The sequence below is a fragment of the Candidatus Levibacter sp. Uisw_134_01 genome, assembly GCF_047717795.1.
Classification (GTDB): domain Bacteria; phylum Pseudomonadota; class Alphaproteobacteria; order Puniceispirillales; family Marisalimonadaceae; genus Marisalimonas.
In genome coordinates, this window is record NZ_CP159808.1 from 1,097,584 (window position 1) to 1,123,261 (window position 25,678).

Genomic DNA, 25,678 nt, shown 5'->3' on the forward strand with positions numbered 1-25,678 from the left:
TCAAATAGTAGGAATTAATTGATCATTTTGGGGTACAAGCCATCCTTTTTGAACAGCTGGTCTATCAATCATTTCTTTATACCATCTTGCCACATTAGGAAACTCATTTAAATCTATTTCTTGCCAATCAAATCTAGCTGTCCAAGGCCATATAGAAATATCAACAATACTGTAATCTTTACCAGCTATATACTGAGATTGACTTAGACGTTTATCCATTACCCCGTACAATCTTCTGGCTTCTTTTGAGTATCTCTCCTCTGCATAAGCTGATTTACCTTTATTATATTTAACAAAATGGTGAACCTGACCAAACATTGGACCAACTCCACCCATTTGCCACATCAACCATTCCATAGTTCTAAAGTACTCATCAGAATTTGATTTATTAATTAATTTTCCACTTTTTTCAGCTAAATACATTAAAATTGCACCAGATTCAAAAAGTGAATAATTATTATTATCTTTATCTATAATTGCTGGAATTCTATTGTTTGGGGAAATTTTAAGAAAGTGTGGTTGAAACTGTTCGTCTTTAGCAATATTAATTGGAAAAACTTTATAGTCCATTCCAATCTCTTCTAGCATAATGGACACCTTTCTTCCATTAGGTGTATGCCAAGTATATAAATCTATCATCTTTTAATCCTTTTTCTATAACGTGATTACGATAGCACCCTTAGTTTTTCTTCCTTCTAATAAATTGTGAGCTTCTACAATTTTCTCTAAAGGCATTTTATCATGTATAGCTACTTTTAATCTACTGTCAGCTATTCTGCTATATAACTGATAGGATGCGTCATCATATTCTGCCCTATTCGCTATATAAGAAAACAAAGTAGGTCTTGTTACAAAAAGTGAACCTTTAGCAGACAACAAACCTAAATTAAAATCAACAATTGGACCAGAGGCTTGACCAAACAATGCCCACAAGCCTCTTGGTTTCAAACAATCCATAGAGCCTGGAAAAACAGATTTTGCTACACTGTCATAAACAACATCGCATTTTTGATTATTAGTGATAGCCATAACTTCACTGACAAAGTCTTTGTCGTTATAGTCAATTACATGATGATAACCTGCTTTTTTTGCTGCCTCAGCTTTTTCAGGCCCACCAACTGTACCTATCATAGTCGCGCCAATTTCGCTTCCCCATTGACCCATTAATTGACCAACACCTCCAGCTGCTGCGTGAACAAGTGCTGTCATTCCACTTTCAAGTTTAAAAGTTAAATGAAGAAGGTAATGAGTAGTTAAACCTTTAAGTGTACTCGCTACTACGTCATGATCATTAACATCAACCTTTAATTGAACAGCGTGAGTAGCATTAATAAGAGCATATTCAGCATATGCACCGACAGGCGTAACATATGAAACTTTATCCCCTTCCTTGAGAAAAGCAACGTCAGAACCAACAGCATGAACATGGCCAACGCCCTCAGAACCAGGTATTTTAATTTTTTCTTGATTAGGCCAAGGATACAAGCCACTTCGAAAATATGTATCTAAATAATTTAAACCAATAGCATTGTTCTTTACTACAATTTGGCCAGGGCCAGGTGAAGGGATTTCAGCTTCAATCAATCTCATGTTTTCAGCGACACCAAAATCAGTAAGTTCAACTACTCTTTGTTTCATATAAAAATCCTCATGAAGTTAAAAAATTAATTTTATTATGATACATGTGTTTTTGTATAGTGTGTAATAATTTATTTATATTATTTATATAATAATAACTGATAGTAATTTTAAAAATTATGTTCAATTTAAAAAATAACTTAAATCAGTTGTAAATAAATATTTTGACATTAATTAATAGTATATAACCAGGAGAACTTAATGAGCTTAGAATTATCAGATTTACCTTATGCTATAGACGCGTTGAATGAACATGGAATGAGTAGAGAGACCATGGAATATCATCATGATATTCATCATAAGGCATACGTTGATAATGGTAACAAGCTTCTCAAAGACACTGCCTGGGAAAACAAAAGTTTAGAAGAAATAATAGTTGGTACTTATGATGCTAATAGCATCACTCAAAACGGAATTTTTAACAATGTGTCTCAACATTGGAATCATGAGCAATTTTGGCAGATGATGAGCCCTTCAAAAATTAAAATGCCATCTGAACTAGAAAATGCACTAACAAACTCTTTTGGATCAATTGAAAAATTTAAAGAAGAATTTTGTAATGCTGGCACAACTCAATTTGGTTCTGGTTGGTGTTGGTTAGTAAAAGACAAAGATGAAAATTTAAAAGTAATTAAGACAGAAAACGGAGTTAACCCTATTTGTTTTGGACAAAAAACATTATTAGGATGTGACGTATGGGAACATTCTTATTATATTGACTTTAGAAATAAACGACCGGCATATCTCAAAAACTTTGTTGATAACTTAGTGAATTGGGAAAACGTTGCATCTAGACTGTAATTAATTTAGATTTTAAAAGGAACTATTTACGGTTCCTTTTATTTTTTTTCCATTACTATATCAAATTCTAAATGATAACATTCTTTATTCTCATCACTGTCAAAACCTTTTTCTAATTTTCTTATAAGACTTTTCTTAACAGCAAAAACGGTATCACTCTGTAAATATTTATCTCCATCAATAAAAACATGAGTTACTAGATCTTTATAGCCATCAGCTTTAACCATAAAATGAATATGTGCTGGTCTATATGGATGTCTATCTAAATTATTCAAAAGGTCCCCTACTGGTCCATCTACTGGTATTGGATAAAATTGTGGCTTTACTGTCCTAAATAAATAAGATCCATCTTCAAGAGATATAAATGTAGCTCTTAAGTCTACCACGTCACCTTCTTTTTGAACGTCATACAATCCATCAGGACCAGATTGCCAAACTTCTATTGATGCACCAGCTATTAAATTCTTATTAACGTCAAAAACATTCCCTGAAACAATACAATCATCACCGACTACATTTTTAGCTATATTTTCACCATAGCTCATAGTAAATGATGGTGCATGAAAAGGTCCTAACACAGTAGTCTCTGTTTCATCTTTTGTTTTACGATTATTTATTGCATCTAAAAGCATTGAAACCCCAAGAACATCAGATAAAAGAATAAACTCCTGTCTTCTATCGTCACATTTCTGTCCTGTTTTTGTTAAAAACGTAATAGCCTTCATCCACTCATCTTCTGTTGGCTCAACTTCTTTTACAACTTCATGTAAATGAGTAATAATGGAATTCATAATTTTCTTAAGTCTTTTATCTTTAATTTTAGAAAAACTATCCAAGACAGCATCAGTTGCATTTTTTTCATTGAAGTCCATAAAAATTGCCTCCCATCGATTTAATTATACGTTAACAAAAATATTATAATGTAGTAAAAAGTTATTTGAGTAAAAAGTTATTTGAGTAAAAACTTATAATTATTAAAATTATTTCTTTTAAATACTTTTGATATTTACGTTGTAACTTTGTTAATTTAATGAATATCTATTTTTAGTATTTATTTTAAGGGGTTTTAAATGACATTTCTTGTACCTCATTCGCCAACAAATGATATATACAAAAACAAAACTGGATTATTACAAAATTTTCAATTTGTTTTAAAAGATATGTGCAAAGTCAAAGGTTTAAAAACTTCTTGTGGCAATCCTGATTTTTATAAAAAAAATACTCCAGCTATAGATAATGCTATTTTTTTAGATAACATTCTAAATCAAGGAGCCATATTAAAAGGGATTACAATTTGTGATGAGTTTTTTTATTCTGTAATTGGTGAAAATAATCATTATGGAACACCTGAAAATTTAAATGCTCCCAAATGTGTTCCTGGTGGTTCAAGTTCAGGATCAGCTGCAGCATTAACAACAAATCTTTATGATTTTTCTATTGGATCCGATACTGGCGGTTCTGTTAGAGTTCCAGCTTCTTTTTGTGGTTTATATGGTATAAGGCCAACTCATGGTAGAATAGAATCTACTGGAGTATATCCTATGGCGCCAAGTTTTGACACAGTTGGTTGGTTTGCTAACAATATAAACATTTTCCAAAAAGTTGGCGATGTTTTATTAAACATAAATGATACAACTAAAGAAAACTTTAAATCTTACGTTGTAGCTGAAGATTTAGTTGAACTGGCTGATCAGAATGTTCAGAAACTATTTTATCAATATTTAGAAAAATATTTGCCTAAATTGGAAAGAATTGAAGTCTCTAAAAAATGTAAATATGAAATAGCTGATAACTTTAGAATCATACAAGGAGGAGAAATTAAAGAATATGTTATTCCATGGATTGAACAAAATAATCCTGAAATTTCCTCTGAAATAAACAATAGAATTAAAATGGCATCAGATATAACTAATGATGAAATTAAAATTGCTAAAAAATTCAGAGATAATTTAATTTTAGAAACAAATAATTCTTTGACTAAAGGCAATGTAGCTGTTTTTCCTACAACGCCCTTTTCTGCACCTTTATGTGGACAAAATGATGATAATCTTGGATTATCTAGAAAAAAACTTATGGCAATGACATCTGTTGCTGGCATGACATCTAGACCGCAAATATCTATTCCAAAGTTAAAAGATAAAGCTGGCCCTGTTGGAGTATCATTATTAGGTTGGAAAAATAGTGATGAGATTTTGCTAAACAAATTAACAAATATATAAAAGGAATGTAAATGACTAGAATTAAGGATTGGAAAGTAGACGATTTAACTAATGAACAAAAAGAAATCCACGATGCTATAATAAATGGTCCAAGAGGACATGTTGTAGGTCCTTTAAGAATTTGGCTTAATAATCCCGGACTTGCAAGAAGCGCACAAACAGTTGGTGCATATGCTAGATATGGGACTAGCTTACCTCAGGCATTATCAGAACTTGCTATTTTAACAACAGGAAGAGTGTGGTCATCTGAATTTGAATGGGAACATCACGCTCCACTTGCCATTGAAGGTGGGATAGACCCTAAGCATGTTGATACAATAAGTTTAGGAAAAAGACCTCTTTTTGAAAAGCCCGAAGAACAAGCTGTTTTTGATTTTGCTGCAGAGGCAAATATTTTAAAAAATGTATCTGATATCACATATAAAAAATTAGTAGATATTTTAGGTGAAAGTGCTGCCATAGATATTGTTGGTATATGTGGTTACTACAGCCTAATCTCAATGACATTAAATGTATTTAAAGTACCAAGAGATACTGACACTTGGATTTTACCAAATGTAGACGACTTTAATAGCATGTTACAAAAATAATATAAAGTTAACTGTTACTAGGAAAAGTGTATTGTGCGCCTGTATAATTGCCAGACGGCCATCTCCCGGTAACAGTCTTTAATCTTGTATAAAATCTTACAGCTTCCATTCCGTATACTCCATGCCCACCAAATGCTGATCTTTTCCAGCCACCAAAAGAATGATAAGCGACTGGTACTGGTATAGGAACATTAACTCCTACCATTCCAATTTGACATTCGTTTGAAAATTTTCTTGCAACACCACCATTTGAGGTGAAGATAGCTGTTCCATTTCCATATTCATGCTTGTTGACAATATCCAATGCGTAATCAAATGTTTCAGCTCTTACCATGGATAAGACAGGACCAAAAATTTCTTCTTTGTATATAGACATGTCAGTAGTAACATTATCAAAGAAAGAGCCTCCGATAAAAAAACCATTTTCATAACCTTGAAGTTTAAGATTTCTTCCATCTACAATTAGATCCGCTCCTTCATTAACGCCCTGATCAATATATGTTTTAACTTTTTGTAAATGATCTGATGTAACCAATGGACCCATTTCTGTTTCCGGATCAAGTCCAGGTCCTATTTTTAGGTTTTCAATTTTTGGTTTTATAATTTCTTTAATTTTATCACCCGTATCTTTACCCACGGGAACAACGACTGATATTGCCATACAACGTTCACCTGCAGATCCAAAAACAGAACCCATAATGGCGTCTCCAACCATCTCCATATCAGCATCTGGCATTACAACCATATGGTTTTTAGCACCACCCATGGCCTGAACTTTTTTCCCATATTTAGCAGATTCACTATAAACATAGTGAGCAATCGGTGTTGAACCAACAAAGCTTACACCGCTTATAGCCTTATGTTGCAATATAGCATCAACTGTATCTTTTCCTCCATTTACCATATTAAGCACTCCAGCAGGAATTCCAGCTTCAAGAACGAGCTCACATAGTAGTCTAGTAGAGCTTGGGTCTCTTTCTGACGGCTTGAGTATAAAACAATTACCACAAGCAATAGCCACTGGGAACATCCACATTGGAACCATTATAGGAAAGTTAAAAGGAGTAATGCCTGCACATACTCCCATTGGCTGATAATCAGACCAACTATCAATTGATCTTCCAACATTACTTGTGTAATTACCTGCTAAGTGATTTGGAATGCCACATGCAAACTCTACAACTTCTAACCCTCTACCAATTTCACCTAGTGCATCATCAAAAGTTTTTCCATGCTCTTGCGAAATAAGTTTAGCCAATTCATTTTGCCTTAATTCTATAATTTCTTTTAATTTAAACATTTTTCTAGATCTAACTAATGGGGTCATACTTGACCATTCAGGAAAAATGTTAAGCGCTGATTTTACTGCTTCATCAACACAATTTGCAGTTCCAGATACAACTCTTGATATCTCCTCACCAGTCGCAGGGTTATATATAGGTGTAGAAGATAAATTTAGAAAATCAGCATTCTTACCATTAATTAAATGATCTAAAAGTTTCATTTGTGCTCCTAATATTTTTCAATAATAATATAACTAATAGTGCAGAAAACTCTATTAAAGTAAATTGAAAGTTAAACTTAAGATGAATAAAATAAAGGCTAAATTATTGAAATATAGAGTTACTTATTTAGAAATGAGTAAAGTACCAAGTTTTGATTGGCCCAAGGTATTAAAACATAAGTTAAGCATTTTAAAAGGTGAAAATATCCCACTTTGGTATTTTTTATTTTTTTATAAACAAGTGGGAGAAAAATATTATTGGACAGATTGGCTTAATAAAAGTGACAAAGAACTTCATGATTTTGTAAATGATGAAAATGTGTTGTTTTATACTTTAATTAAGGATGGATGGCCCGCTGGTTTTTTTATGTTAGATTACAGAGAAAAACAAACTTGTAATTTAAGTTTTTTGGGGTTAGTTGAAGAAGCTATAGGATTAGGTTTAGGTGATTATCTTTTAAAGACGGCTATTTTAACAGCTTGGGATAATAATAAAATTCAAAAACTAACAGTAAACACATGCTCACTTGATCATAAAAGAGCTTTACATTTATATCAAAAAAATGGTTTTACACCTATTCAATTTAAAAATTTTGAAAAGCTAGTGTAATTAGTTAAACTTCTTACCAGGCAAAAACATTCCAGGCCTATTCGTAGTTGGACTATCTTCTGCCCATACAACTTCTCCATTTACAAAAACATTTTCTATACCATCTGCATGAAGTTTAGGTGTTTCATAAGAGGCTTTATCTATAATTGTATCTGGATTAAATATCACTAAATCTGCATAATTATTAACGTCTATAGTGCCTCTAGCCTCAAGCCCAAAAACCCCAGCACTTTTTCCTGTCATTTTATAAACAGCTTCTTCTAATGGAAACAGTTTCATTTCTCTTGAATATTTTCCTAAAACTCTTGGAAAAGTTCCCCAAAGTCGAGGATGGGGATGTCTGTCACCTGGTATTCCATCAGATCCAACCATAGTTCCAGGAAACTGTAATATTCTATTCAAGTCTTGGTCATCCATTTGAAAATATATAGCTCCAGCTGGGTAGAGCTTATCAATAGTTTTATCAATACTTAGTCCAAATTTTTTAGCTAAATCGTTCAAATCTTGACCTGAGACATCTGGATAATTGTCTGACCATGTTACTAAAACTCTATCCGCTCTTTTCACAAAGCTTTTAAGAAGCATAGTTGAACTAGCTGTGTATGGATAACAATCTAAATCAAGAAAGTTATCCTTTTTAGCTTCCTCTATTAACTTAAGTGTTGTTTTGCTTTTACCCCAATTATCTCTTCCGGCACATTTATGATGAGAGATGACAGTCCTTACCTTGGCTGTTGAAGAAATCTTAATGGTTTCATTAACTGACTTGATAACGTCAATAGCTTCATTACGCATATGAGTAGTAAAAATTCCATCAAATTCCGGTAAAATTTTGGCTAATTCAATTATTTCTGAAGTAGGAGCATCGTTTGCGGCTGGATATGCCAGTCCTGTTGAAAGGCCAATAGAACCATCTTCTAAAGCTGTTGTTAAACGTTTCACCATTTGAGTTATTTCTTTTGGTCTTGCTTCTCTTTTAAATTCACCATTCATTGCCTCAACTCTTAACATTGAATGGCCTGTTAATAGAGCAAGGTTTACTGTACTTGGATTGTTTTCAAATTCATTTTTATAATCTTTAACTCTAGGAAACCTGAAAACATTTTCTTTTCCAAGGAGGGCTATTGGATCAGGAACATTTCCTTTATAACTAAATGGAGCCAGACTAATTCCACAATTACCTGCAATACATGTGGTTACACCTTGGCTGATTTTTGAAGACATAGTTGGATCTAAAAAAACATTATCATCGTCATGAGTATGAACATCAATAAAACCTGGTGATATAATTTTGTTTTTGGCATCAAAAGTTTGTTTGGCTTTGAAATTAGATAAAAAGTGTTTTTCTGAATTATCTCTAATATCACCATTTTCAGGCGGAAATATTCCAATGATTTTACCTTTATCTATTACAATATCTGATTTGAACTTTGGAGCGCCAGTACCGTCAATAATTTCACCATTTTTTATATGAATGTCATATTCCATTATTAAACTCTCTAATATGTAAAGTCCTTTAATCATATATTAATATATGAAATTAACAAACTTAGATAAACAAAGTTTAAATGAGATTTATTTGAATAAATAACTTAATTATTATAATGTATATAAAATTTTTATAAACTTGGGAGTAATTCATGTCTACGATACTAACTAATTTAAGAAACACTATAATTGCTGGATTCATTTTAGCTTTTATTTTGGTTTTCGCTTTAGCACAAGGGTCTTTTGATCAAACAGCTTTCAATATGTGGTTATTAAGATGGTTTCATGTTTTATCGGCTATTATGTGGATTGGAATTCTCTATTATTTTAATTTCATACAAATTCCTAATATGGGAAATATTCCAGATGAACAAAAACCAGCTATCAGTAAAGTTATCGCTCCAGCTGCCCTTTGGTGGTTTCGTTGGGGATCAGTAGCAACTGTTGTAACAGGTTTAATACTAGCTCATTTAAATGGCTACCTTCATGACGCAATGACTTTTTCAAATGGACAATGGCCAATTGGTGTAGGGATGTGGTTAGGACTAATAATGTTTCTTAATGTATGGGGTGTTATATGGCCAAATCAAAAAAGAGCATTGGGTATTATTGAAGTTGATGCAGATACAAAAGCAAAGGCTGCTAGAAAAGCAATGCTTTTTTCAAGAACTAATACAATGCTATCAATACCGATGCTTGTAGCAATGACAGTTGCACAAAATAACTTTTCTTAAATTTCAATAAATAGAGGATACTTATAATAAGTATTCTCTATTTATTTTAAAGCCATATTCCAAAAGTCTATTTCTAATAAAGTCGCTTTATTAAATATTTTGTTAACCTTATTCCACTTATATGTATTTACATAATCACTTCCTAATCTGAGCAAAAATGCTTGGTCAATTAGATTTGCTACATTTTTACAAACATCTTGGTATTCATCACTTGAATATGTATCAATCCATTTTTGATACATAGGAGTTTTAATCTTTAAATTCTTACCATTCATTCCAATTTCACCATATCCAAGTACACAAGGCGCAAGCGCTGATAATAAATCAAGAAAATCACCTGAATAACCTAACTCTAAAACATACCTAGTATAAGCAATATTCTCATTTTCTTCATTTGCACTTTCAAGATCATTTTTTGAAATGTTATATGAGCCACATAATTTTATATGAAGCTCCATTTCAAAATTAATTAAGTCATTTACTGTGTTTGCAGCAATTTTCATTTCTTCAAGTGTATCTGATTTTAATACAGCAAGAGACCAAGCCTTTGAAAATTGGATTAAAAATAAGTAATCTTGAATTAAATAATTTAAAAAATATTTTTCTTCTAAAGAATCAGACGAAAGCAAGTTAACAAAATCATGTTTAGTATATAATAACCAATTTTTTAAATTTTTTTCTTTAAGTAAATTAAACACCTGCCCATATGACATTAAAAAAGTCCTTTATAAAAAGTTTTTATAAACTTACATTAACAGAATGAAAAATAAGATTAAATCAGTTTCAGAAGTATTTAATTTTTTTAAAAAATTAGATACTTACAAAAATAATAAAATATTTATATATACTGATAAATCTAATGCTTTAGATGAGGCAAAAATATACGATCAAAGAATACATCAAATTTCTAAAATCGATGGTAAATTGTTTGCGATCAAGCCTAATATACGAGTAAAATCATTTCCTTTCACAGGAGGTATTAGAGATTTTCAAGATACAATCTCTAATATTGACGATGCTATAATAGAGATGATTAAAAGAAATGGTGGTATTATAATTGGTTCAACCAATATGGACGAAGCAGCTTTTGGAGGTGATACATCCTCTAGTTATTATGGAAGGTGTATAAATCCAATTAATGAAGATTTTTCTGTTGGAGGTTCTTCAGGAGGTTCTGCTGCAGCTATTTCGTCTGGATTAGTTGATTATTCATTGGGCACTGACACAATGGGATCAATAAGAATACCTGCATCATATTGCGGCATTGTTGGCTTTAAACCTTCACAGTTCATTTTTAATAATAAAAACTTAAAACTATTAAGTCACACATACGACACAATAGGGTTTATGAGTAACAACACAAATTATATTAACAACTTATACGAATTATATGGAAAAGATCATAAAAATTTTAAGGATTATATTAAAACAAATAAAAACATTAAATGCTTAATACCAAAAGAAATTTTTGAAGACAAATTAAATGAAGATGTACTTACAGGATTTAACTATATTATTTCTGAGTTAAAAAAATATAAAATAGACATTGAAATCAAAAATTTAAAATATTGGAAACCAGACATTCATAGAAAATATTTATTAAAAATTGTTGAAAATGAAGGTGCTTTAAATTTAAAAACATTATTAGAAAATGAAAGAAGTAACATAAGCAAAAACCTCAGAAATAGCCTAATATATGGCAAAAATATTGAACTATTAACGTTAAATAATATTAAAAAAGAATTAAAAGAATTAAAAAATAAAGTTAATGCTTTTTTTGAGTCTTATGATTTGATAATAATGCCGACTACTCCACAAAGAGCTTTTGAAATAAAAACAGACGTTCCAAAAAATCAAGCTAATTTTACTTCTTTGGCAAATATTTGTGATTTACCTTCTATTTCTTTACCTTATTATTATAAAGGGAAATTACCTTATTCATTACAACTACTTGCCCCTAATATGAATGATCATTTTTTATTAAGAATTTCTTCTTATTTTGAAGAAATATTGCAATAATATAATTTTTGAAAGGTATATTTTATGTGGCCAAACCCAAGAGTTCCTTATGAACTAGCTTCAAGTAGAAAAAAACTCTCTCCTCCTAATAATAAACCTTTAATCGTTCATGTTGTGATGAATATAGAGTATTGGCCTTTTGATAAAAACATGCCAAGAGGTATTTTGCCTCCACCACATGGAAAAGTATCTGATCCTCCTGATTTGCCAAACTATTCTTGGGTTGAATATGGAATGAGAGTTGGTTTACCTAGGTTAATTAAACTTTTAAGAGAAAACGATATTCCAGTATCTGCATTTATCAATGCTCAAGTCGCAGAAATATATCCTTCAGCTTTTAAAGAAGTTTGTGATTTAAATTGGGAATTAGTAGGCCACGGCTGGTTTCAAGAATCATTAAGAGTTGTAGATAACGAAGAATTAGTGATTAAAAAAAGCTTAAAATTGCTCAGAGAATTATCCGGACAGCCGGTAAGGAGTTGGTTTGGGCCTGGTGGTGGTGAAACAGAAAATACACCTGAATTATTGAAAGACAATGGCATTGATTTTTTGCATGACTGGCTAATTGATGAATTACCATGTTGGATGAGGACAAAATCTGGGCCGCTTTTAGCAATGCCTTACACATTTGAATTAAATGATGTACCTATATGGACAGTTCAAAACAATTCTTGTGATGAAATGTATAAAAGAGTTAATGCAACACTAGAAGTTTTTGATGAAGAAAAATTATCAAATACTAAAATTATTACTTTGGCTTTACATCCACATATTGTTGGAGTACCTCAAAATTTTCATTACTTCAAAAAAACCATTCAAGAACTTAAAAAAAGAGATGATGTAACTTTTATGACTTCTAGCCAAATTGGAGATTGGTTTATCAAAGAAGAAGGAACTAATGGTGAAGCCTTAATCCCTTATCTTAATTCACCTCCGAATTAAATTAGTTTTGATGAAGAAGAAAATCTTCTAATTTCCAGCTTAATGAAACTGTATCATGAACTTTTAGATTTACTATTTCTTCATAAGATCTAACTTGTATCTCTTGTTTGTTATTTAATACTACCAAATACCTTACAAATTGACCTAAAAAGGTAATCTCAGATATTTTACCTACAATTTGATTATTTGAAACCTTAGAATTAGTTTTAGATATTTTTTTTATTTGAATAGATTCTGATTTTATTGACAAACTTACTTTTTGATTTTTTTTAACTTTATAATTGTTGTTTGCAATTTCAATATTATCATTGTCAATATCAACAACTACTTTTGTTTTATTAAAATCTTTAATTCTTCCTTCAAAAATATTTTTTTCTCCAATAAATTCTGCAGTAAATTTGTTTTTGGGATTACTATAAATTTCTTTTGGGGTACCCTGCTCAACCATTTCACCGTCAGCAATTATAGCTATTCTGTCAGCTACTGACATAGCTTCTTCTTGATTATGTGTAACATGAACAAAACTTATACCAACTGTCTTCTGGAGCCTTTTAAGTTCAATACACATATCTTTTCTTAATTGAGCATCTAAGGCTGACAAAGGTTCATCTAAAAGCAATACATCATTTTCAAGTATAAGCGCCCTTGCTAGCTGTACTCTTTGTTGTTGGCCACCAGAAAGTTCATGTGGCATTCTATTAGACAAACCTTTTAAACCTACTAAATCCATCATTTTATTAACTTTGTTTTCAATGATATTTTTATCAATTGATTTTAATTTAAGTCCATAGCCAATATTTTGAGAAACATTCATATGAGGAAATAATGCAAAACCTTGAAAAACCATAGATGTTGGCCTTCTATCAGGAGGTAAATCATCAACATTTTGGCCTTTAATATTAACTGAACCACTATCAGGTCTAATAAAGCCTCCTATAGATCTTAATAATGTGGTTTTACCTCCACCACTTGGACCCAAGAGAACAAAATATTCACCATCAGCTATGTTTAAATCAACATTTTTTAATGCGTAAACATTTCCATAAGTTTTAACTAAGTTTTTTACTTCAATTGCATTGGTTTTAGCCAAATTTTTACTCCAAAAAATTATTTGTTAGGTTCTTTTACAACTCTTGTTATTTTTTCTAATTCTTCAGTTTTAATTGCAGTTACAATCAAAATTATTGACACAATTATAATAGCTACCAAACTGACGATTGAAGCCATTGCGTAAGATTCTTCTGACATTCCTGTATTTAACATTTGAGAAATTAATACTGATGTAAAAGTATCAAAACCTCCTTTTAGAAGGCTTGTTCTTGTATATTCATTAAACGTTAAAATAACAACAAATGCACACGCACTAAAAACACCCGCTCTTATTTGAGGGAATTCAATTTCCCAAAAAGCTCGCCAAGCCGAAGCACCTAAATCTCTTGCAGCTTCTGTTTGTTCTACTTTATAACGAGCCATAGTAATCATAATGACAACAAAAACATATGGTAATGTATATACAATCAAACCAATAACAGCTGTCATTATACCTAAGTCAAACCATGACTCTAAAGCATAAATGCCTGTGTATTCTGAAATAAGTGTAAAAAATTTATTCAAGTTTTTAAAAAAAACTAATAAGGCAGAACCTAAAATATCAGCTGGAACAAATAATGGAGACAGTAAGACAAAAACAATACCAACTTTATGTTGACTTTGTTTATATAACTTTGCTGATAACAATCCAAAGGGTATAACAATGGGTAAAGTTATTATTGCCAGTAACATAGTCCAACCTAATGAACCAATTAACTGTTTGTCAGAAAATACACTTTCATACCATTGAAAAGTAAAAATATAGTATTTTGCGCCAAAGCCAAGCTCATTAAAAGAAATATACATAGTATAAAATACTGGTGCCATTAAGATGAAAACAGCAAATGATAGCCATCCCCACTTTAAAGCTAACTTCCATCTAGGTTGAAAATCATCTCTTAATGACATTAACTAATTGGCTCCAATAACTTTGTTAAATTAAATAACCTATGACCTATATAAAGTAATCCCATTAAGGTAAACATCATAATTGCGCTTACTGCCATTGCTAAAGGAAAATCAAGCGCAATTATTGCTTGAGTAGCTATAAGACCAGCATTAACAGAACCTGGACCACCTAATATTGTTGGTATTAACGCTATGCCTATACCATTTACGAAGATAAAAACACTTCCAGCAAACAAACCTGGAGCAGCCAAAGGTAAAAGAATATCTTTAAACATTCTTCTTCTATTCACACCTAAATCTGCACAGACTTCAAATATATAATTTGGGATAGCTTCTAAAGCTAAAAAAGTTGAAAAAATCATAAATGGCAAAAAAGAAACAATTTCTCCAATTACAACACCCGTTGGTGTAAATACGAATGCAGAAATTGGTGTATCTATAAAATTGAAGTCCATAAGAAGTGAATTCAGAACACCATTCCTAGAAAGAATAGGTCTTAAAGCAAATATTCTAATAATTTCAGAAACCATGAAAGGAAGAATAAAAAGTAACATTACTCTATGTTGAGCAACTTTTTTTACTCTACGTCTAATAAATATCGCAATGGGAAAACCGATAAAAAAAGCACAAACAACAGAAATAGAGGAGTGAAACATTGAAGAAAGAAAATTTTCAAGTCGTGATGAAAAAAAGAAATTTTCATAAGAAAAAAGAGTAAATCCTGGCTCCATCCAAAACATAGTCCTTTCAAACACACTCCATACAACTGTTAAAAGCAAAGGAAGTACAAAAAATATAATCATAAAAATGACTGGGATTTTGAAAAGTAAATTATTTTTGGAATTAAACATTAAAGAACCAATAAAAAATACAACCCTGATTAACAGGGTTGTACATATAGTTTTATAAATTAAGCAGCTTGGACTTTAGCCCACCAATCTTGATATGCCCTTAATTCTTTAGGGTATAAGTTTTGCCAAGAATTTCCTTTAACAGCCATTCTTGCAGCTTTATTTTTTAATCTTTGAGCAATGGCAGCTTTTTTCTTAGCATCGAAATCGCCTGGATTAGCATTAACATATTCATTAACACCTGTCATTTGCGGTGTAAATCCAAGTCCAGATAGTGTTCTCGCACCAAACCAAGGAGATAAATATAGATCCATTAATTTATAAAAATTATCTTCTTGACCTCTTTGTTTACCACCTTTTGTTAACATCCATACATTATTCCAAGTTTGATGACCTTCTTTCATTGTACCATAATGAATATCAGCACCCTTTTTTGCTGCTATCACTGCAATTGGTTCCCAACAGGACGATACTAGCACTTCTTCACTTGCTAAAAGGTCAACACCATTTCCAAAGCCATCCCAGAAAGTTCTAAATTGACCTTTCTTTTTCATATTGATTAAAAACTCACAAACACCTTTTACTTCTGATTTTGACATGTCTGAAGGATTAACAATATCTTGTTTACCAGATTCTTTTAAATAAACAGCTGTTGTTGTCAATGTAGGTCCTGAGTCATTTTGCATTGCAGCATAACCTTTAAATTGACTATCAAAAAGAGCGTCCCAAGTATCAATATCACCACCAACTTTACTTTTATTATAGGCCATTGAATCAGCGTTAGAAATATATGGAACCCCTACTATTTCACCTTTTTTATTACGAATTGTATTAGCAGCTACATTACCTTCGTTATAAGCAGGAATTAAATTTTTCCAATTTTTTATTTTTGAAACATCAAGAGGTACAATTGCCTTATTGTCAGACATAGCATCTTCTTGACCACCACCATTATCAGTAATAGCGTCATATAACTTTTGACCGTCTCCAACAAAAAACTTTTGTATTGCTTGGTCAGCTGAACCACTTTTAGCTGAATACACAAGAGGAACTCCTGCTTGCTTTCCCATCTCATCCCAAGTTTTAGTTACTTTTGCAACTCCAATAGTCCAAATTTTAAGAGGGTCAGCCGCAAATGCATCCGCAATAAAAGATTGACTAAGAGAAGCAGAAGCTGCAACTAAAGCCGAATTCTTTAAAAAATTACGTCTTGTTGTTTCAAACATCAAATATCTCCATTAATTATAATTAATTTATAATAAATATTATAATCAGTTAAATTGATTAATAGCAAATGTATTTAATTAACATTAACATTTTTTAAAATGATGTGTAGTATATGATTTGATGATACTTAGAGTAATGTGAAAATTCAAATGATAGATAAATTTGTAAATCAATTAATTAAGAAACCGAATAAAATATCTATTAAAAAGGCAAAATTAGAAATTATTGATTGGATTGGTTACTCAGTTGCTGGTACTTTTACTGAACAAGCAAAGCCATTTAATAATTTACAAAAGATACTTCCAAATGGAAAATCACTTAATTTATTTGATAAAAAACAATTAAGTGTTTTTGACAGCGCTTTTATAAATGCTTCAGTTGGAAATATTTTAGAGTTAGATGATGTTCATAGAACATCTATAATACATCCTGGTGACACTATCATACCAGCAGCAATTGCAACAGCTTCTCATAAGAAAGTAACTACATTAAATTTTTTAATTGCAATTATATCAGGCTACGAAGCCGCTATAAGAATGGGTAATTGTTTAGGAGCAGAACATTACAAAACATTTTATTCAAGTTCAACATGTGGGGTTTTTGGTGCAGCTACAGCATCTAGTTATATTTTAAACGTTAATAATGATAAAAAAAGTTTTAAAGAAAATTTAAGGAACTCTTTAAACCTTGCTACAATGACATCTAGTGGGATTTGGCAATGTAGAAAAGGAGAAGGCGAAGCTAAACAATACGCTCTTGCTAACGCCTCAAAATGCGGGGTTACTGCTGCATATATGGCTCAACATGATACAAGAGCACCAATTGACATGATTGAAGGGGAATTGGGTTTTTTAAAAGGATATGCAAAAAAAATCGAATATAATGAATTAATAAAAGAAGAAAACATTCATTTGATAAATGAAATTAGTAATAAACCTTGGCCAGCATGCAGGCATAGCCATCCAGTTATAGGTGTATCCTTATATGTAAAACAAGAAGCCGATAAAAAAAATGTAACATTTGATGAAATTAAAAAAATTGAAATTGAAACCTATTCAACTGCTATTGAATTCTGTGACAAAAAAGAACCTAAAAATAATATTGAAGGCAAGTTTTCTTTACAACATTGCTGTGCTTTATCTTTAATTTATGGAAAAATTATGGATGAATACTTTAACATTAGCTATCTTGAAAAAATACAAGTCAAAAATATCATAAGTAAAATTAAAATTATTGAGAATAAGAAAATGTCAAAAAATTTTCCTATAAACTATTCTGCTTCAATAAATGTAAAATTTAAGAACGGTTTAAGTATAAAAAAAACAAATATTCACGCAAAAGGTGACCCTGAAAATCCAATGACAGAAAAAGAAATATGTGACAAATCTTTTAATTTAATTGAAAATAAAATCGAAGCTAAAGATGACGTTAATTTATTAATTGAAAAAATATTAAATTCAAAGGAGGAAAACGATACCTCTAACATAAAATGGTTTGATGACTTACAAAAAATTATAAACAAAAAGGAACATTAAATGTTAAAAAGCGCTTTTGATTTTTCAAAAATAGATATTAATGAAGGTTGGGAACTAGCTCCTGGAGCAGGACCTGGAATTGAAATGAAAATGTTATCGGGAAGTTTAGATGAAAATAAAAAGACTGGTGTAAGAACAAGGTTAATTAGGTTTTTACCTGGATCGTTTAATACTGAAGTTTTTGTTCATGATTATTGGGAAGAAGTTTACATGATAAGAGGTTCAATTACACTAGGAAATGATTTACCAGGTAATAAAAAAACAACTACTCAAAGCCCAGCTTATGCATGCCGTCCTCCTGGAACTAATCATGGACCATTTAGATCAGATGAAGGATGCATGTTTTTGGAAATTCAATACTATCACGACAGTTAACAAATAAATGAAATTCAATTACCGTGATTTTTTAGATAGTAAATTATCAATAAATTCTTATATGTGGCCTAGAAATATTGACCCTTTTGAATTTATTGAGACTATTATTAAATCTGGTATTAAAAACATTGGATTACATGCTGATTTTATTGAAGAATTTGGAGTGAACAAACTTAAACAAGAGTTAGCTTTAAACCGTATTAATGTAACCAGTATCAATTCAGTAGGTTATTTTACTGACCCATATTATTTCAAACAAAATGAAAAAGTTTTAAACTTTGCTAAAGTTTTAAATCCTGAATTGATTTGCGTTATTTCAGGTGGAATAATGGGTGGACCTAATCCTGTTAGTAATGAGTTTGTTTCAACAGGTAACAAGTTATTAATAGAAAACATTAGAAGAGACACTTTAAATAAAATAAACTCTTTATTTGAAAAGGCTTCTAAACTTAATTTAACTCTAGGAATTGAACCTATAGGAAGTTGGGAGATTTTAAAAAAAGGACATTTTAATTCTATTTCTAGCTGTCTAAAATTAGTTAAAAACAATAATCACAAATTAATTATAGATTTATATCACAGTTTTACGGATATAGACTTAGATACATTTGTAAAAAAATCTCCTAAATTAGGTTTACTTCAATTTTCTAATGTTAAATTTGATGAAAACTTTAGGCCTACAGGACGAAAGTCAATTAATAATATTAATAACAATAATAATTTAGAGTTATCTAAATATATGACATATGTTTTTAAAAGAAACGATAATACAAAACTTGAATTTGAAATTTTTAATACTGATATCAAGTACGAAAATCCAAAATTGATTATAGAAAGTTTAAAGGATGAAATTTTAAGCTTATTTTAAATTATTTATTGAGAAAGTTTAGAGGTAATCCTTCTCTATCCCACTTAACTTCAAGTAAAAGACCTTCATGTGACGCTGTTATGTAAGCTGTTTTCAAATCTTGCGAACCAAAACAGATATTAGTTATATAAGGGTCATCAAACTTAACAAATTCAACTAAATCACCAGATGGGGATATGACAGAAATACCGCCATTAATTAGTGTCGCAACACAAATATTCCCATTTTTTTCTAATGCGAGTGAGTCAAACCTTTTTATACCACCCTCATTATTTAATAGTTTTCCTCCATTGATTGAGATTGGAAATGATAACTTATCAACCTGCCCTTCATCTGTTATTTTATAGCTATATAACTTACCTCCCTCAGTCTCAGCAACATAAAGGGTTTTCTCATCCGGTGACAAACCAATACCATTTGGTGTCATAAATGGTTGAATAACTTCTCTAATTTCAGATCCATCTGATTTTGCCCAATATATTGCACCTCTATCCATGTTACGCTCTCTAACTTTACCTAAATCCGTAAACCAAAAATCACCATTCTTATCAAAGACAATATCATTAGGACCCTTTAAAGAAATGTCATTACATTCTCTATACAAAGTTGAAAATTGACCTGTATTTAAATTCACTTTTTGTATGCTGCCACCAACGTAGTTTTTGCTTTGTGATATAGGTCTCATATACTTATTATCAAAAGATACTTCCCATTCAAAACCTCCATTGTTACAAACATAACAATAACCGTCTGGACCTATAGCCGCTCCATTAGGACCTCCACCTAAATCAGCTACAACTTCAACTGACCCATTTTTATTTACTTTACTTAATGTACCTCTAGCTATTTCTACTAAAATAATTGATCCATCATTCATATAAATAGGACCTTCAGGAAATTTCAAATTTTCAGCTAATACTTTAAATTCTTTTTTAGTAATATTCATATTTTTTCCTATATTTTAAACTTGTGCGTATCTAATTTGAGGAACAGTCCAAAACAAAATTGCACCTAAAAAAGTAAATATACTACACAAAAGAAAACCAAAATTATAATCACCAGTCAAATCAAAAAGTAAGCCAGCTAAAAGAGCTCCAGTAGCAGCACCTAAACCTTGACCTAAATTGGTAGCTCCATAAATAGAAGCTAATCCTTTACCGGCAAATATTTCAGCCATCAAGGTCGTTATAATAGGACCTCTAGCACCTGCCGATAATCCAAATCCTACAATAAATAATATTAAAAGAATGGCTGAAGAATATAATTGCATTAATGCTAAACTAATAATTGCAACAAAGCTTAATATATAACTTATAGTAGCTACAATGTGTCTTGGCCATCGATCAGCAGCCAAACCTGTTAAAACCATTCCTGCAAAGTTTAATATTCCTGCAATTCCAAATGACAGAGCAGCCTGAACTTCTGTGAATCCAATATAAACCAAGTATGCAACAATTTGTAAAGAGATTCCAAAAATACCAATTGCTGTAAAACCAAAAATAAAGAAAAAGCCCCAAAAAGTTTTAGTTTTAATAGCTTCAATTAATGACATTCCTCCAACTGCCTTACCGTTGCTAGTACCCCTAGGATTATTATGAGCCCCTTTAGATATTAAATTCCAAGGAACAAATGAGGCAATAACGAAAAGTAAAATAAAGACATATGAAATATATTTATATGAAGTTTGCCAACCAAAGTGATCTATAGATATTTGAGATAGAGGCGCCATTATTAACACACCCAATCCCTGCCCTGCATAAGCAATCGACAGGGCGGTACCAAGGTTCTTGTCAAACCATCTAGAAACTAAACTCTGTGCTGGAATAACTCCAACCATGGCAGCACCAATACCACCAAAAACACCTAACATAATATAAAACTGCCAAATTGATGATAAATTTCCTAAAAACCCATAAGCAATTACAAGTAAACCGATTCCAAACATATAATTGAAACGTGGTCCAAATTTATCAAAAGCCATACCTGATAATAAAGAACCTAAACCTAAACTTACCATATAGACCGAATAAATAGATGCAACTGAAGCTCTGTCCCATGAGAAATGGGTACTCAAAGGTAACAAGAATACACCAAAGCTCTCCCCCGACCCCCTACTTAATGAAGTCATCGCTAAGCAGAAAAACAAAACAAGTACTGATGAAAAAGATGCAAAAAGATAAAAAATACTTTTTTTAATCATTATTAGGTTTAGCCATTTCTAAATTTTTGTTATCTATAAATAATAATTTTACTTATAGATCCTTAGAGGAATAATTTTAATTTATAGCATAATGGAAAAATGTATCAAAACATCAATCCTAAAATAGAAAAAAAAATCCAAGAAATAATTAATGGAAATTATGAATTTTCTTTACTTGGGACTATTGGGAAAGAAAACTTTCCTTCTATATCTAAAATTTTACCTATGATGAATAATAACATACTTTATGTTCTCCTTAGTGACTTAAGTGAACACACACAAAATATAAATAATAATAATAAAGTAAGCTTCTACTTTTCTATTAAAGAAAAAAATAAAGTTAAATTAAATAATCCAAGATTAACTTTAAATGGAAAAATTAAAAAAATTAAATTAGATAAAAATAATAAAATTTTTTTAAATTTATTAAACGCATACGAAAAAGTTGATAAAGGAAGTAAGATGTGGGGCATGTTTATTGATTTTAATTTTTATGAGTTTAAACCGGAAAGAGCCCTATTTATTGAAGGTTTTGGAAAAGCATATCAAAAAAAATATAATTAAATATAATTAACAGTAAGTAGGTTGAAAGTCTTTAATGAAAAAAATACTTTACAAATTAACAAAAAAATATTGGTCCCTATTAAGTTTAGAGCATGCAAAAAAAAATGATTTTACAGTTAAAAATGGTCTTTTCAAAAATTAAAAATTAATAAGGACATTTCTTGGAGTAAAGCTGATATAGCATCTAAGGTTTATGGTTTATATGAAAATAACATCCAAAAAGTTTTGGCGAAAATTAAAAAACCTATCCTTATAGACATTGGAGCTGCAGATGGTTTTTTTGCAATTGGTTGCATATATTCAGGAATTTCAAAACATTGTTATGCTTTTGAACAAAGTGATTTAAGTAGATCTGCTTTAGCAAAAATTGCAGAAATTAATCAAGTCTCGGAAAATATAACAATAAAAGGTGAAGTGACTAATCAAAACTTTTTATCTTTATTGCCGCAAAATATAGATTTTTCAAAAGCAATTGTTCTATGTGATATTGAAGGGGGAGAGTATAGTTTTTTTTACGGAAAAAATTCTTAAAAAATTAGAAAAATCCCATATCATTATTGAAATTCATCGTACTGAAAATAAAAATGATGAAATAAAATTAATGAAAAGAATTAAAAAAAGTTTCAATGTTTCAGTGATTATTGGAAGTAACAATGATTTTCAAATTCACCAGAATTACAAGAAATGAGTGACATTGATAGAAACTTAATTGCTTGCGAAGGCAGAAGTTATATTGGAAAATGGTGGTATTTAAAACCTTTATAGCATTCAAACTCTTTATTATTAAATAAACATAATAAAAATACTTATAAAAAACCCTCCCAATCTTAAGAAAACATTATGTTTGCTGATAATAGAATAAGATAAAAGTGTTAGCCCTGTAGCTATTTTCACAAATGCTAATATTGAAAGAATAAAGGTTGAATTTAATTCAATTATTGATTTATTTGCAATCATAGACAAAGGAATAAAATAGAGCCCTATTCCCAAGCTCATTGAGGTGATTGAAACTTTTAGCCAGTTTTCAGAAACCATACCAGCTGCAATAAAAACAGTTCCACAAACTGGGGGAGTAATAGTTGACAGTAAAGCAAACCAAAACACAAACAAATGAACTTGAAGCAATTCTAATCCCATATCAACTAATGCAGGTCCTGCGACTGAAACACATATCACATATGCGGCTGTGGTTGGTACTTCCATCCCAAGTACTAAACAAGCTAAGCCAGTAAGAAGTAATGCTGGCCAAATATTATTTCCTGAAGCAGATATTATAAATGAAGTTAATTTAACTCCTAAACCTGTAATTGATAAAATACCAATAATTATTGAAGCACATAATATTATTGAACCTATTAAGGAAATTTGACTTCCTGATGAAATACAAGCTTTAAAAAAACGATTTAATCCGATTTTAAAATTAAATCCATTATCTATGTTAAAAAAGAGAAGGAAAAAAGAAACTAAAATTGCAACTGCAGCAGAGTACTGAGGAGTAAAACCAATATACATAAATATTAATAAAACTGAAAAAGGGATAAAAAAGAAAATGGAGGTAAGTAAAACAAGAGATTTTTTGGGTAAATTTTCTTTATTAATTGGTTTTAAATCATACTTCTTACTGTAAAAATCAATTCCAACCCAGACAGCAAAGAAAAATAAAATAGCAGGAAGTAAAGCTGCTAGGATAATTTTATTATAAGGAACACCAGTGAGCTCAACCATCACAAAAGCTCCAGCACCCATTAAAGGTGGCATTATCTGACCTCCAGATGATGCTACTGCCTCAACTGATGCAGCGAGCCTTCTGGGATAACCAAGTTTTAGCATTGCTGGCAATGTTACCATTCCAGTAGAGGCAACATTTGCAGATGCAGATCCTGAAATTGAACCAAAGAGAGCCGATGATATTACAGATACTTTGGCTGCTCCACCTTTTAATCTTCCCGCAAATGCTATGGCAATATTCATAAAACCAGATCCAGCCTCACCTGAATTTAAAAAAGAACCAAAAATAACAAATATAGCTACAATTGAAACAGAAACGCCTGTTAATGTTCCCCAAATGCCTCCTTCTGCAATTGTTAATGTTCCTAAAAAACTATTTATAGGAATACCTGGATGTCCAAATTCTCCTGGGATAAAGTTTCCAAACATTCCATATAGTAACGATAACAGGCTAACAAGAGGCAGTGGCCAACCCACAGAACGACGAGCCATTTCTAATACAATCAATAATAAAGAAAGAGAAATAAAAGTTTGGAAGTCACCTTCAAGAAAACCATACTGATCGCTTAATAACTCATGGTTAAAAGATGTCCATAAACAACAAAAAACCCCTAAAACAACAAAGACATAACTAATAATATTTTTGGAAAAGTTTTTATTTTTATATAAAAAAACCCAAGGGATAATTAATGCCATATGTAATGGCCTTGAAACTAAGTTAGGCACTAAACCTGAAAAAATTAAGAAAATATGGAAAATAATAGAAGTTAATCCAAATATAATCCATATTTTCTCTGGTTGCTTCATCCTAAATTAACGGTGATCGGCTCAATTAATGATGATCCGCTAAACTAGCACCTATTTCTTTATAAAACTTAACTGCACCAGGATGTATTTTAGTAGAAATATTGGAGAGCATCTTGACAGACACCCCATTCCACCATTTTGCTGCATTTCCTAACTTACCTTTATTATCCCAATATGCTTTGGTTAAGTTATATGCAACATCGTCACTCATATTTGTTGTTGAATACGCTACAACTGGTAATGACGTTGTGGTTATATCTGATTTTTGTCCAGAATAAGTTCCTGCAGGTATAATTAATTTAGTTCTCTTAGAAGACTTAATTTGGTCTGCCGTAAGAGAAATAACATTCACACCCATAGATGCTGCAGCTTCTATAACATTAGGAGCTGGGTAAGAACCAGCAGTTACAAAGCCATCTATTTGACCATTCTTCATTGCAGGAACGGCATTTGAAAGCTCAACTTCAGCTAATTTCACTTTACCATCCAAACCAAATTTTTTAAGATATTTAGCACCTTCTTTTGCACCAAAAGAACCCTTTCCTAATAAAATAGTTTTACCAGCCATATCTTCAAAAGTTTTTACACCTGATTTTTTTGACATAACAAAATGCATTGTAAGAGATGGTATTGGAAATAATGCTCTAATATTCTTATAATTAGGATTACCTTTACCTTTGAACATTGCTTTTTCAGCTATAGCTAACTTTACAAGTACTGGTGGTGTGGTAAATACATAATTACCTTTCCTACCTGCTACTTCTTTAACGTTTTGAACAGAACCTTGACTTTCTTCAATCGTTAAAATCATATCGCCGTTTGTAGATTTTTTAATTGTGTCAGCTATTTGAACAGCCATTTGGTAATATGATGAGGTTGATTTAGCAGACTTATAAGTTATACGTGTTTCAGCAAATGATGTACTGACAGTAAAAAGTGAAATAATAGGTAATAATAGTAATTTTTTTATTTTCATTAAA

26 protein-coding genes are annotated in these 25,678 nt (G+C 30.9%); 12 read left to right on the forward strand and 14 right to left on the reverse strand.

Annotation, left to right across the window (positions count from 1 at the left end):
• Entirely contained in the window at window positions 1–639 is a 639-nt protein-coding gene (locus ABXT66_RS05645) for a glutathione S-transferase family protein (protein WP_443644689.1), read from the reverse strand.
• 15 nt (window positions 640–654) lie between these two features.
• Window positions 655–1,638, reverse strand: coding sequence for a quinone oxidoreductase family protein (locus tag ABXT66_RS05650; protein WP_443644690.1), 984 nt, complete (start codon window positions 1,636–1,638; stop codon window positions 655–657).
• 201 nt (window positions 1,639–1,839) lie between these two features.
• On the opposite strand from ABXT66_RS05650, the gene ABXT66_RS05655 reads away from it, so the two are divergent.
• Complete coding sequence (locus ABXT66_RS05655) at window positions 1,840–2,439, forward strand: superoxide dismutase (RefSeq protein WP_443644691.1); 600 nt, start codon at window positions 1,840–1,842, stop codon at window positions 2,437–2,439.
• A gap of 38 nt (window positions 2,440–2,477) precedes the next feature.
• On the opposite strand, the gene ABXT66_RS05660 is transcribed toward ABXT66_RS05655, so the two are convergent.
• Window positions 2,478–3,311, reverse strand: a complete 834-nt coding sequence (locus ABXT66_RS05660; protein WP_443644692.1) for a dioxygenase family protein — start codon at window positions 3,309–3,311, stop codon at window positions 2,478–2,480.
• Window positions 3,312–3,509: 198 nt separating this feature from the next.
• Between ABXT66_RS05660 and ABXT66_RS05665 the strand changes: the two genes are divergently transcribed.
• Window positions 3,510–4,658, forward strand: a complete 1,149-nt coding sequence (locus ABXT66_RS05665; protein ID WP_443644693.1) for an amidase family protein — start codon at window positions 3,510–3,512, stop codon at window positions 4,656–4,658.
• Window positions 4,659–4,669: 11 nt separating this feature from the next.
• Window positions 4,670–5,248, forward strand: a complete 579-nt coding sequence (locus tag ABXT66_RS05670) for a carboxymuconolactone decarboxylase family protein (RefSeq protein WP_443644694.1) — start codon at window positions 4,670–4,672, stop codon at window positions 5,246–5,248.
• Window positions 5,249–5,255: 7 nt separating this feature from the next.
• On the opposite strand, the gene ABXT66_RS05675 is transcribed toward ABXT66_RS05670, so the two are convergent.
• The gene (locus ABXT66_RS05675) at window positions 5,256–6,752 is read right to left on the reverse strand and encodes a CoA-acylating methylmalonate-semialdehyde dehydrogenase (RefSeq protein WP_443644695.1); all 1,497 of its coding nucleotides are present in this window, start codon (window positions 6,750–6,752) and stop codon (window positions 5,256–5,258) included.
• Between the two features lie 82 nt (window positions 6,753–6,834).
• On the opposite strand from ABXT66_RS05675, the gene ABXT66_RS05680 reads away from it, so the two are divergent.
• Window positions 6,835–7,362 (forward strand): GNAT family N-acetyltransferase, encoded by a 528-nt coding sequence (locus ABXT66_RS05680; RefSeq protein ID WP_443644696.1) that lies wholly within the window; start codon window positions 6,835–6,837, stop codon window positions 7,360–7,362.
• Here ABXT66_RS05680 and ABXT66_RS05685 read toward each other — a convergent pair whose 3' ends face one another.
• On the reverse strand, window positions 7,363–8,850 hold the full coding sequence (locus tag ABXT66_RS05685) for an N-acyl-D-amino-acid deacylase family protein (RefSeq protein ID WP_443644697.1): 1,488 nt from the start codon (window positions 8,848–8,850) through the stop codon (window positions 7,363–7,365).
• A 152-nt stretch (window positions 8,851–9,002) separates the two neighbouring features.
• On the opposite strand from ABXT66_RS05685, the gene ABXT66_RS05690 reads away from it, so the two are divergent.
• Window positions 9,003–9,584, forward strand: a complete 582-nt coding sequence (locus tag ABXT66_RS05690; protein WP_443644698.1) for a urate hydroxylase PuuD — start codon at window positions 9,003–9,005, stop codon at window positions 9,582–9,584.
• A 41-nt stretch (window positions 9,585–9,625) separates the two neighbouring features.
• Here ABXT66_RS05690 and ABXT66_RS05695 read toward each other — a convergent pair whose 3' ends face one another.
• Window positions 9,626–10,297 (reverse strand): TenA family protein, encoded by a 672-nt coding sequence (locus ABXT66_RS05695; protein ID WP_443644699.1) that lies wholly within the window; start codon window positions 10,295–10,297, stop codon window positions 9,626–9,628.
• A gap of 46 nt (window positions 10,298–10,343) precedes the next feature.
• Here ABXT66_RS05695 and ABXT66_RS05700 point away from each other — a divergent pair, with 46 nt between their 5' ends.
• The gene (locus ABXT66_RS05700) at window positions 10,344–11,603 is read left to right on the forward strand and encodes an amidase family protein (RefSeq protein ID WP_443644700.1); all 1,260 of its coding nucleotides are present in this window, start codon (window positions 10,344–10,346) and stop codon (window positions 11,601–11,603) included.
• Between the two features lie 24 nt (window positions 11,604–11,627).
• Window positions 11,628–12,545 carry a polysaccharide deacetylase family protein gene (locus ABXT66_RS05705; protein WP_443644701.1) on the forward strand — a complete coding sequence of 306 codons (918 nt, stop codon included), beginning with the start codon at window positions 11,628–11,630 and terminating at the stop codon, window positions 12,543–12,545.
• A 1-nt stretch (window position 12,546) separates the two neighbouring features.
• Here the strand turns inward: ABXT66_RS05705 and ABXT66_RS05710 are convergent, their stop codons facing one another.
• Genes ABXT66_RS05710 through ABXT66_RS05725 form a run of 4 tightly spaced genes read right to left on the reverse strand, consistent with a single transcriptional unit; the run spans window position 12,547 to window position 16,620 of the window.
• Window positions 12,547–13,635, reverse strand: a complete 1,089-nt coding sequence (locus tag ABXT66_RS05710) for an ABC transporter ATP-binding protein (RefSeq protein ID WP_443644702.1) — start codon at window positions 13,633–13,635, stop codon at window positions 12,547–12,549.
• A gap of 17 nt (window positions 13,636–13,652) precedes the next feature.
• The gene (locus ABXT66_RS05715) at window positions 13,653–14,543 is read right to left on the reverse strand and encodes an ABC transporter permease (RefSeq protein WP_443644703.1); all 891 of its coding nucleotides are present in this window, start codon (window positions 14,541–14,543) and stop codon (window positions 13,653–13,655) included.
• The gene (locus ABXT66_RS05720; RefSeq protein ID WP_443644704.1) at window positions 14,543–15,394 is read right to left on the reverse strand and encodes an ABC transporter permease; all 852 of its coding nucleotides are present in this window, start codon (window positions 15,392–15,394) and stop codon (window positions 14,543–14,545) included. The genes ABXT66_RS05715 and ABXT66_RS05720 overlap by 1 nt, the downstream gene beginning before the upstream one ends.
• Before the next feature lie 59 nt (window positions 15,395–15,453).
• The gene (locus tag ABXT66_RS05725) at window positions 15,454–16,620 is read right to left on the reverse strand and encodes an ABC transporter substrate-binding protein (RefSeq protein ID WP_443642530.1); all 1,167 of its coding nucleotides are present in this window, start codon (window positions 16,618–16,620) and stop codon (window positions 15,454–15,456) included.
• A gap of 150 nt (window positions 16,621–16,770) precedes the next feature.
• Between ABXT66_RS05725 and ABXT66_RS05730 the strand changes: the two genes are divergently transcribed.
• Genes ABXT66_RS05730 through ABXT66_RS05740 form a run of 3 tightly spaced genes read left to right on the forward strand, consistent with a single transcriptional unit; the run spans window position 16,771 to window position 19,399 of the window.
• Window positions 16,771–18,156, forward strand: a complete 1,386-nt coding sequence (locus tag ABXT66_RS05730; RefSeq protein WP_443642531.1) for an MmgE/PrpD family protein — start codon at window positions 16,771–16,773, stop codon at window positions 18,154–18,156.
• Window positions 18,157–18,531, forward strand: a complete 375-nt coding sequence (locus tag ABXT66_RS05735) for a DUF4437 domain-containing protein (RefSeq protein ID WP_443642532.1) — start codon at window positions 18,157–18,159, stop codon at window positions 18,529–18,531.
• 7 nt (window positions 18,532–18,538) lie between these two features.
• Window positions 18,539–19,399 carry a hypothetical protein gene (locus ABXT66_RS05740; RefSeq protein WP_443642533.1) on the forward strand — a complete coding sequence of 287 codons (861 nt, stop codon included), beginning with the start codon at window positions 18,539–18,541 and terminating at the stop codon, window positions 19,397–19,399.
• Between the two features lies 1 nt (window position 19,400).
• On the opposite strand, the gene ABXT66_RS05745 is transcribed toward ABXT66_RS05740, so the two are convergent.
• Window positions 19,401–20,345: an SMP-30/gluconolactonase/LRE family protein gene (locus ABXT66_RS05745; RefSeq protein ID WP_443642534.1), complete on the reverse strand. Its 945-nt coding sequence runs from the start codon at window positions 20,343–20,345 to the stop codon at window positions 19,401–19,403.
• A gap of 15 nt (window positions 20,346–20,360) precedes the next feature.
• Window positions 20,361–21,599 (reverse strand): MFS transporter, encoded by a 1,239-nt coding sequence (locus ABXT66_RS05750; RefSeq protein WP_443642535.1) that lies wholly within the window; start codon window positions 21,597–21,599, stop codon window positions 20,361–20,363.
• Window positions 21,600–21,698: 99 nt separating this feature from the next.
• Between ABXT66_RS05750 and ABXT66_RS05755 the strand changes: the two genes are divergently transcribed.
• On the forward strand, window positions 21,699–22,163 hold the full coding sequence (locus ABXT66_RS05755) for a pyridoxamine 5'-phosphate oxidase family protein (protein ID WP_443642536.1): 465 nt from the start codon (window positions 21,699–21,701) through the stop codon (window positions 22,161–22,163).
• A gap of 225 nt (window positions 22,164–22,388) precedes the next feature.
• Window positions 22,389–22,694, forward strand: coding sequence for a hypothetical protein (locus tag ABXT66_RS05760; RefSeq protein WP_443642537.1), 306 nt, complete (start codon window positions 22,389–22,391; stop codon window positions 22,692–22,694).
• 252 nt (window positions 22,695–22,946) lie between these two features.
• On the opposite strand, the gene ABXT66_RS05765 is transcribed toward ABXT66_RS05760, so the two are convergent.
• On the reverse strand, window positions 22,947–24,698 hold the full coding sequence (locus tag ABXT66_RS05765) for a TRAP transporter permease (protein ID WP_443642538.1): 1,752 nt from the start codon (window positions 24,696–24,698) through the stop codon (window positions 22,947–22,949).
• A gap of 25 nt (window positions 24,699–24,723) precedes the next feature.
• Complete coding sequence (locus tag ABXT66_RS05770; RefSeq protein WP_443642539.1) at window positions 24,724–25,674, reverse strand: TAXI family TRAP transporter solute-binding subunit; 951 nt, start codon at window positions 25,672–25,674, stop codon at window positions 24,724–24,726.
• Window positions 25,675–25,678: the final 4 nt, after the last annotated feature.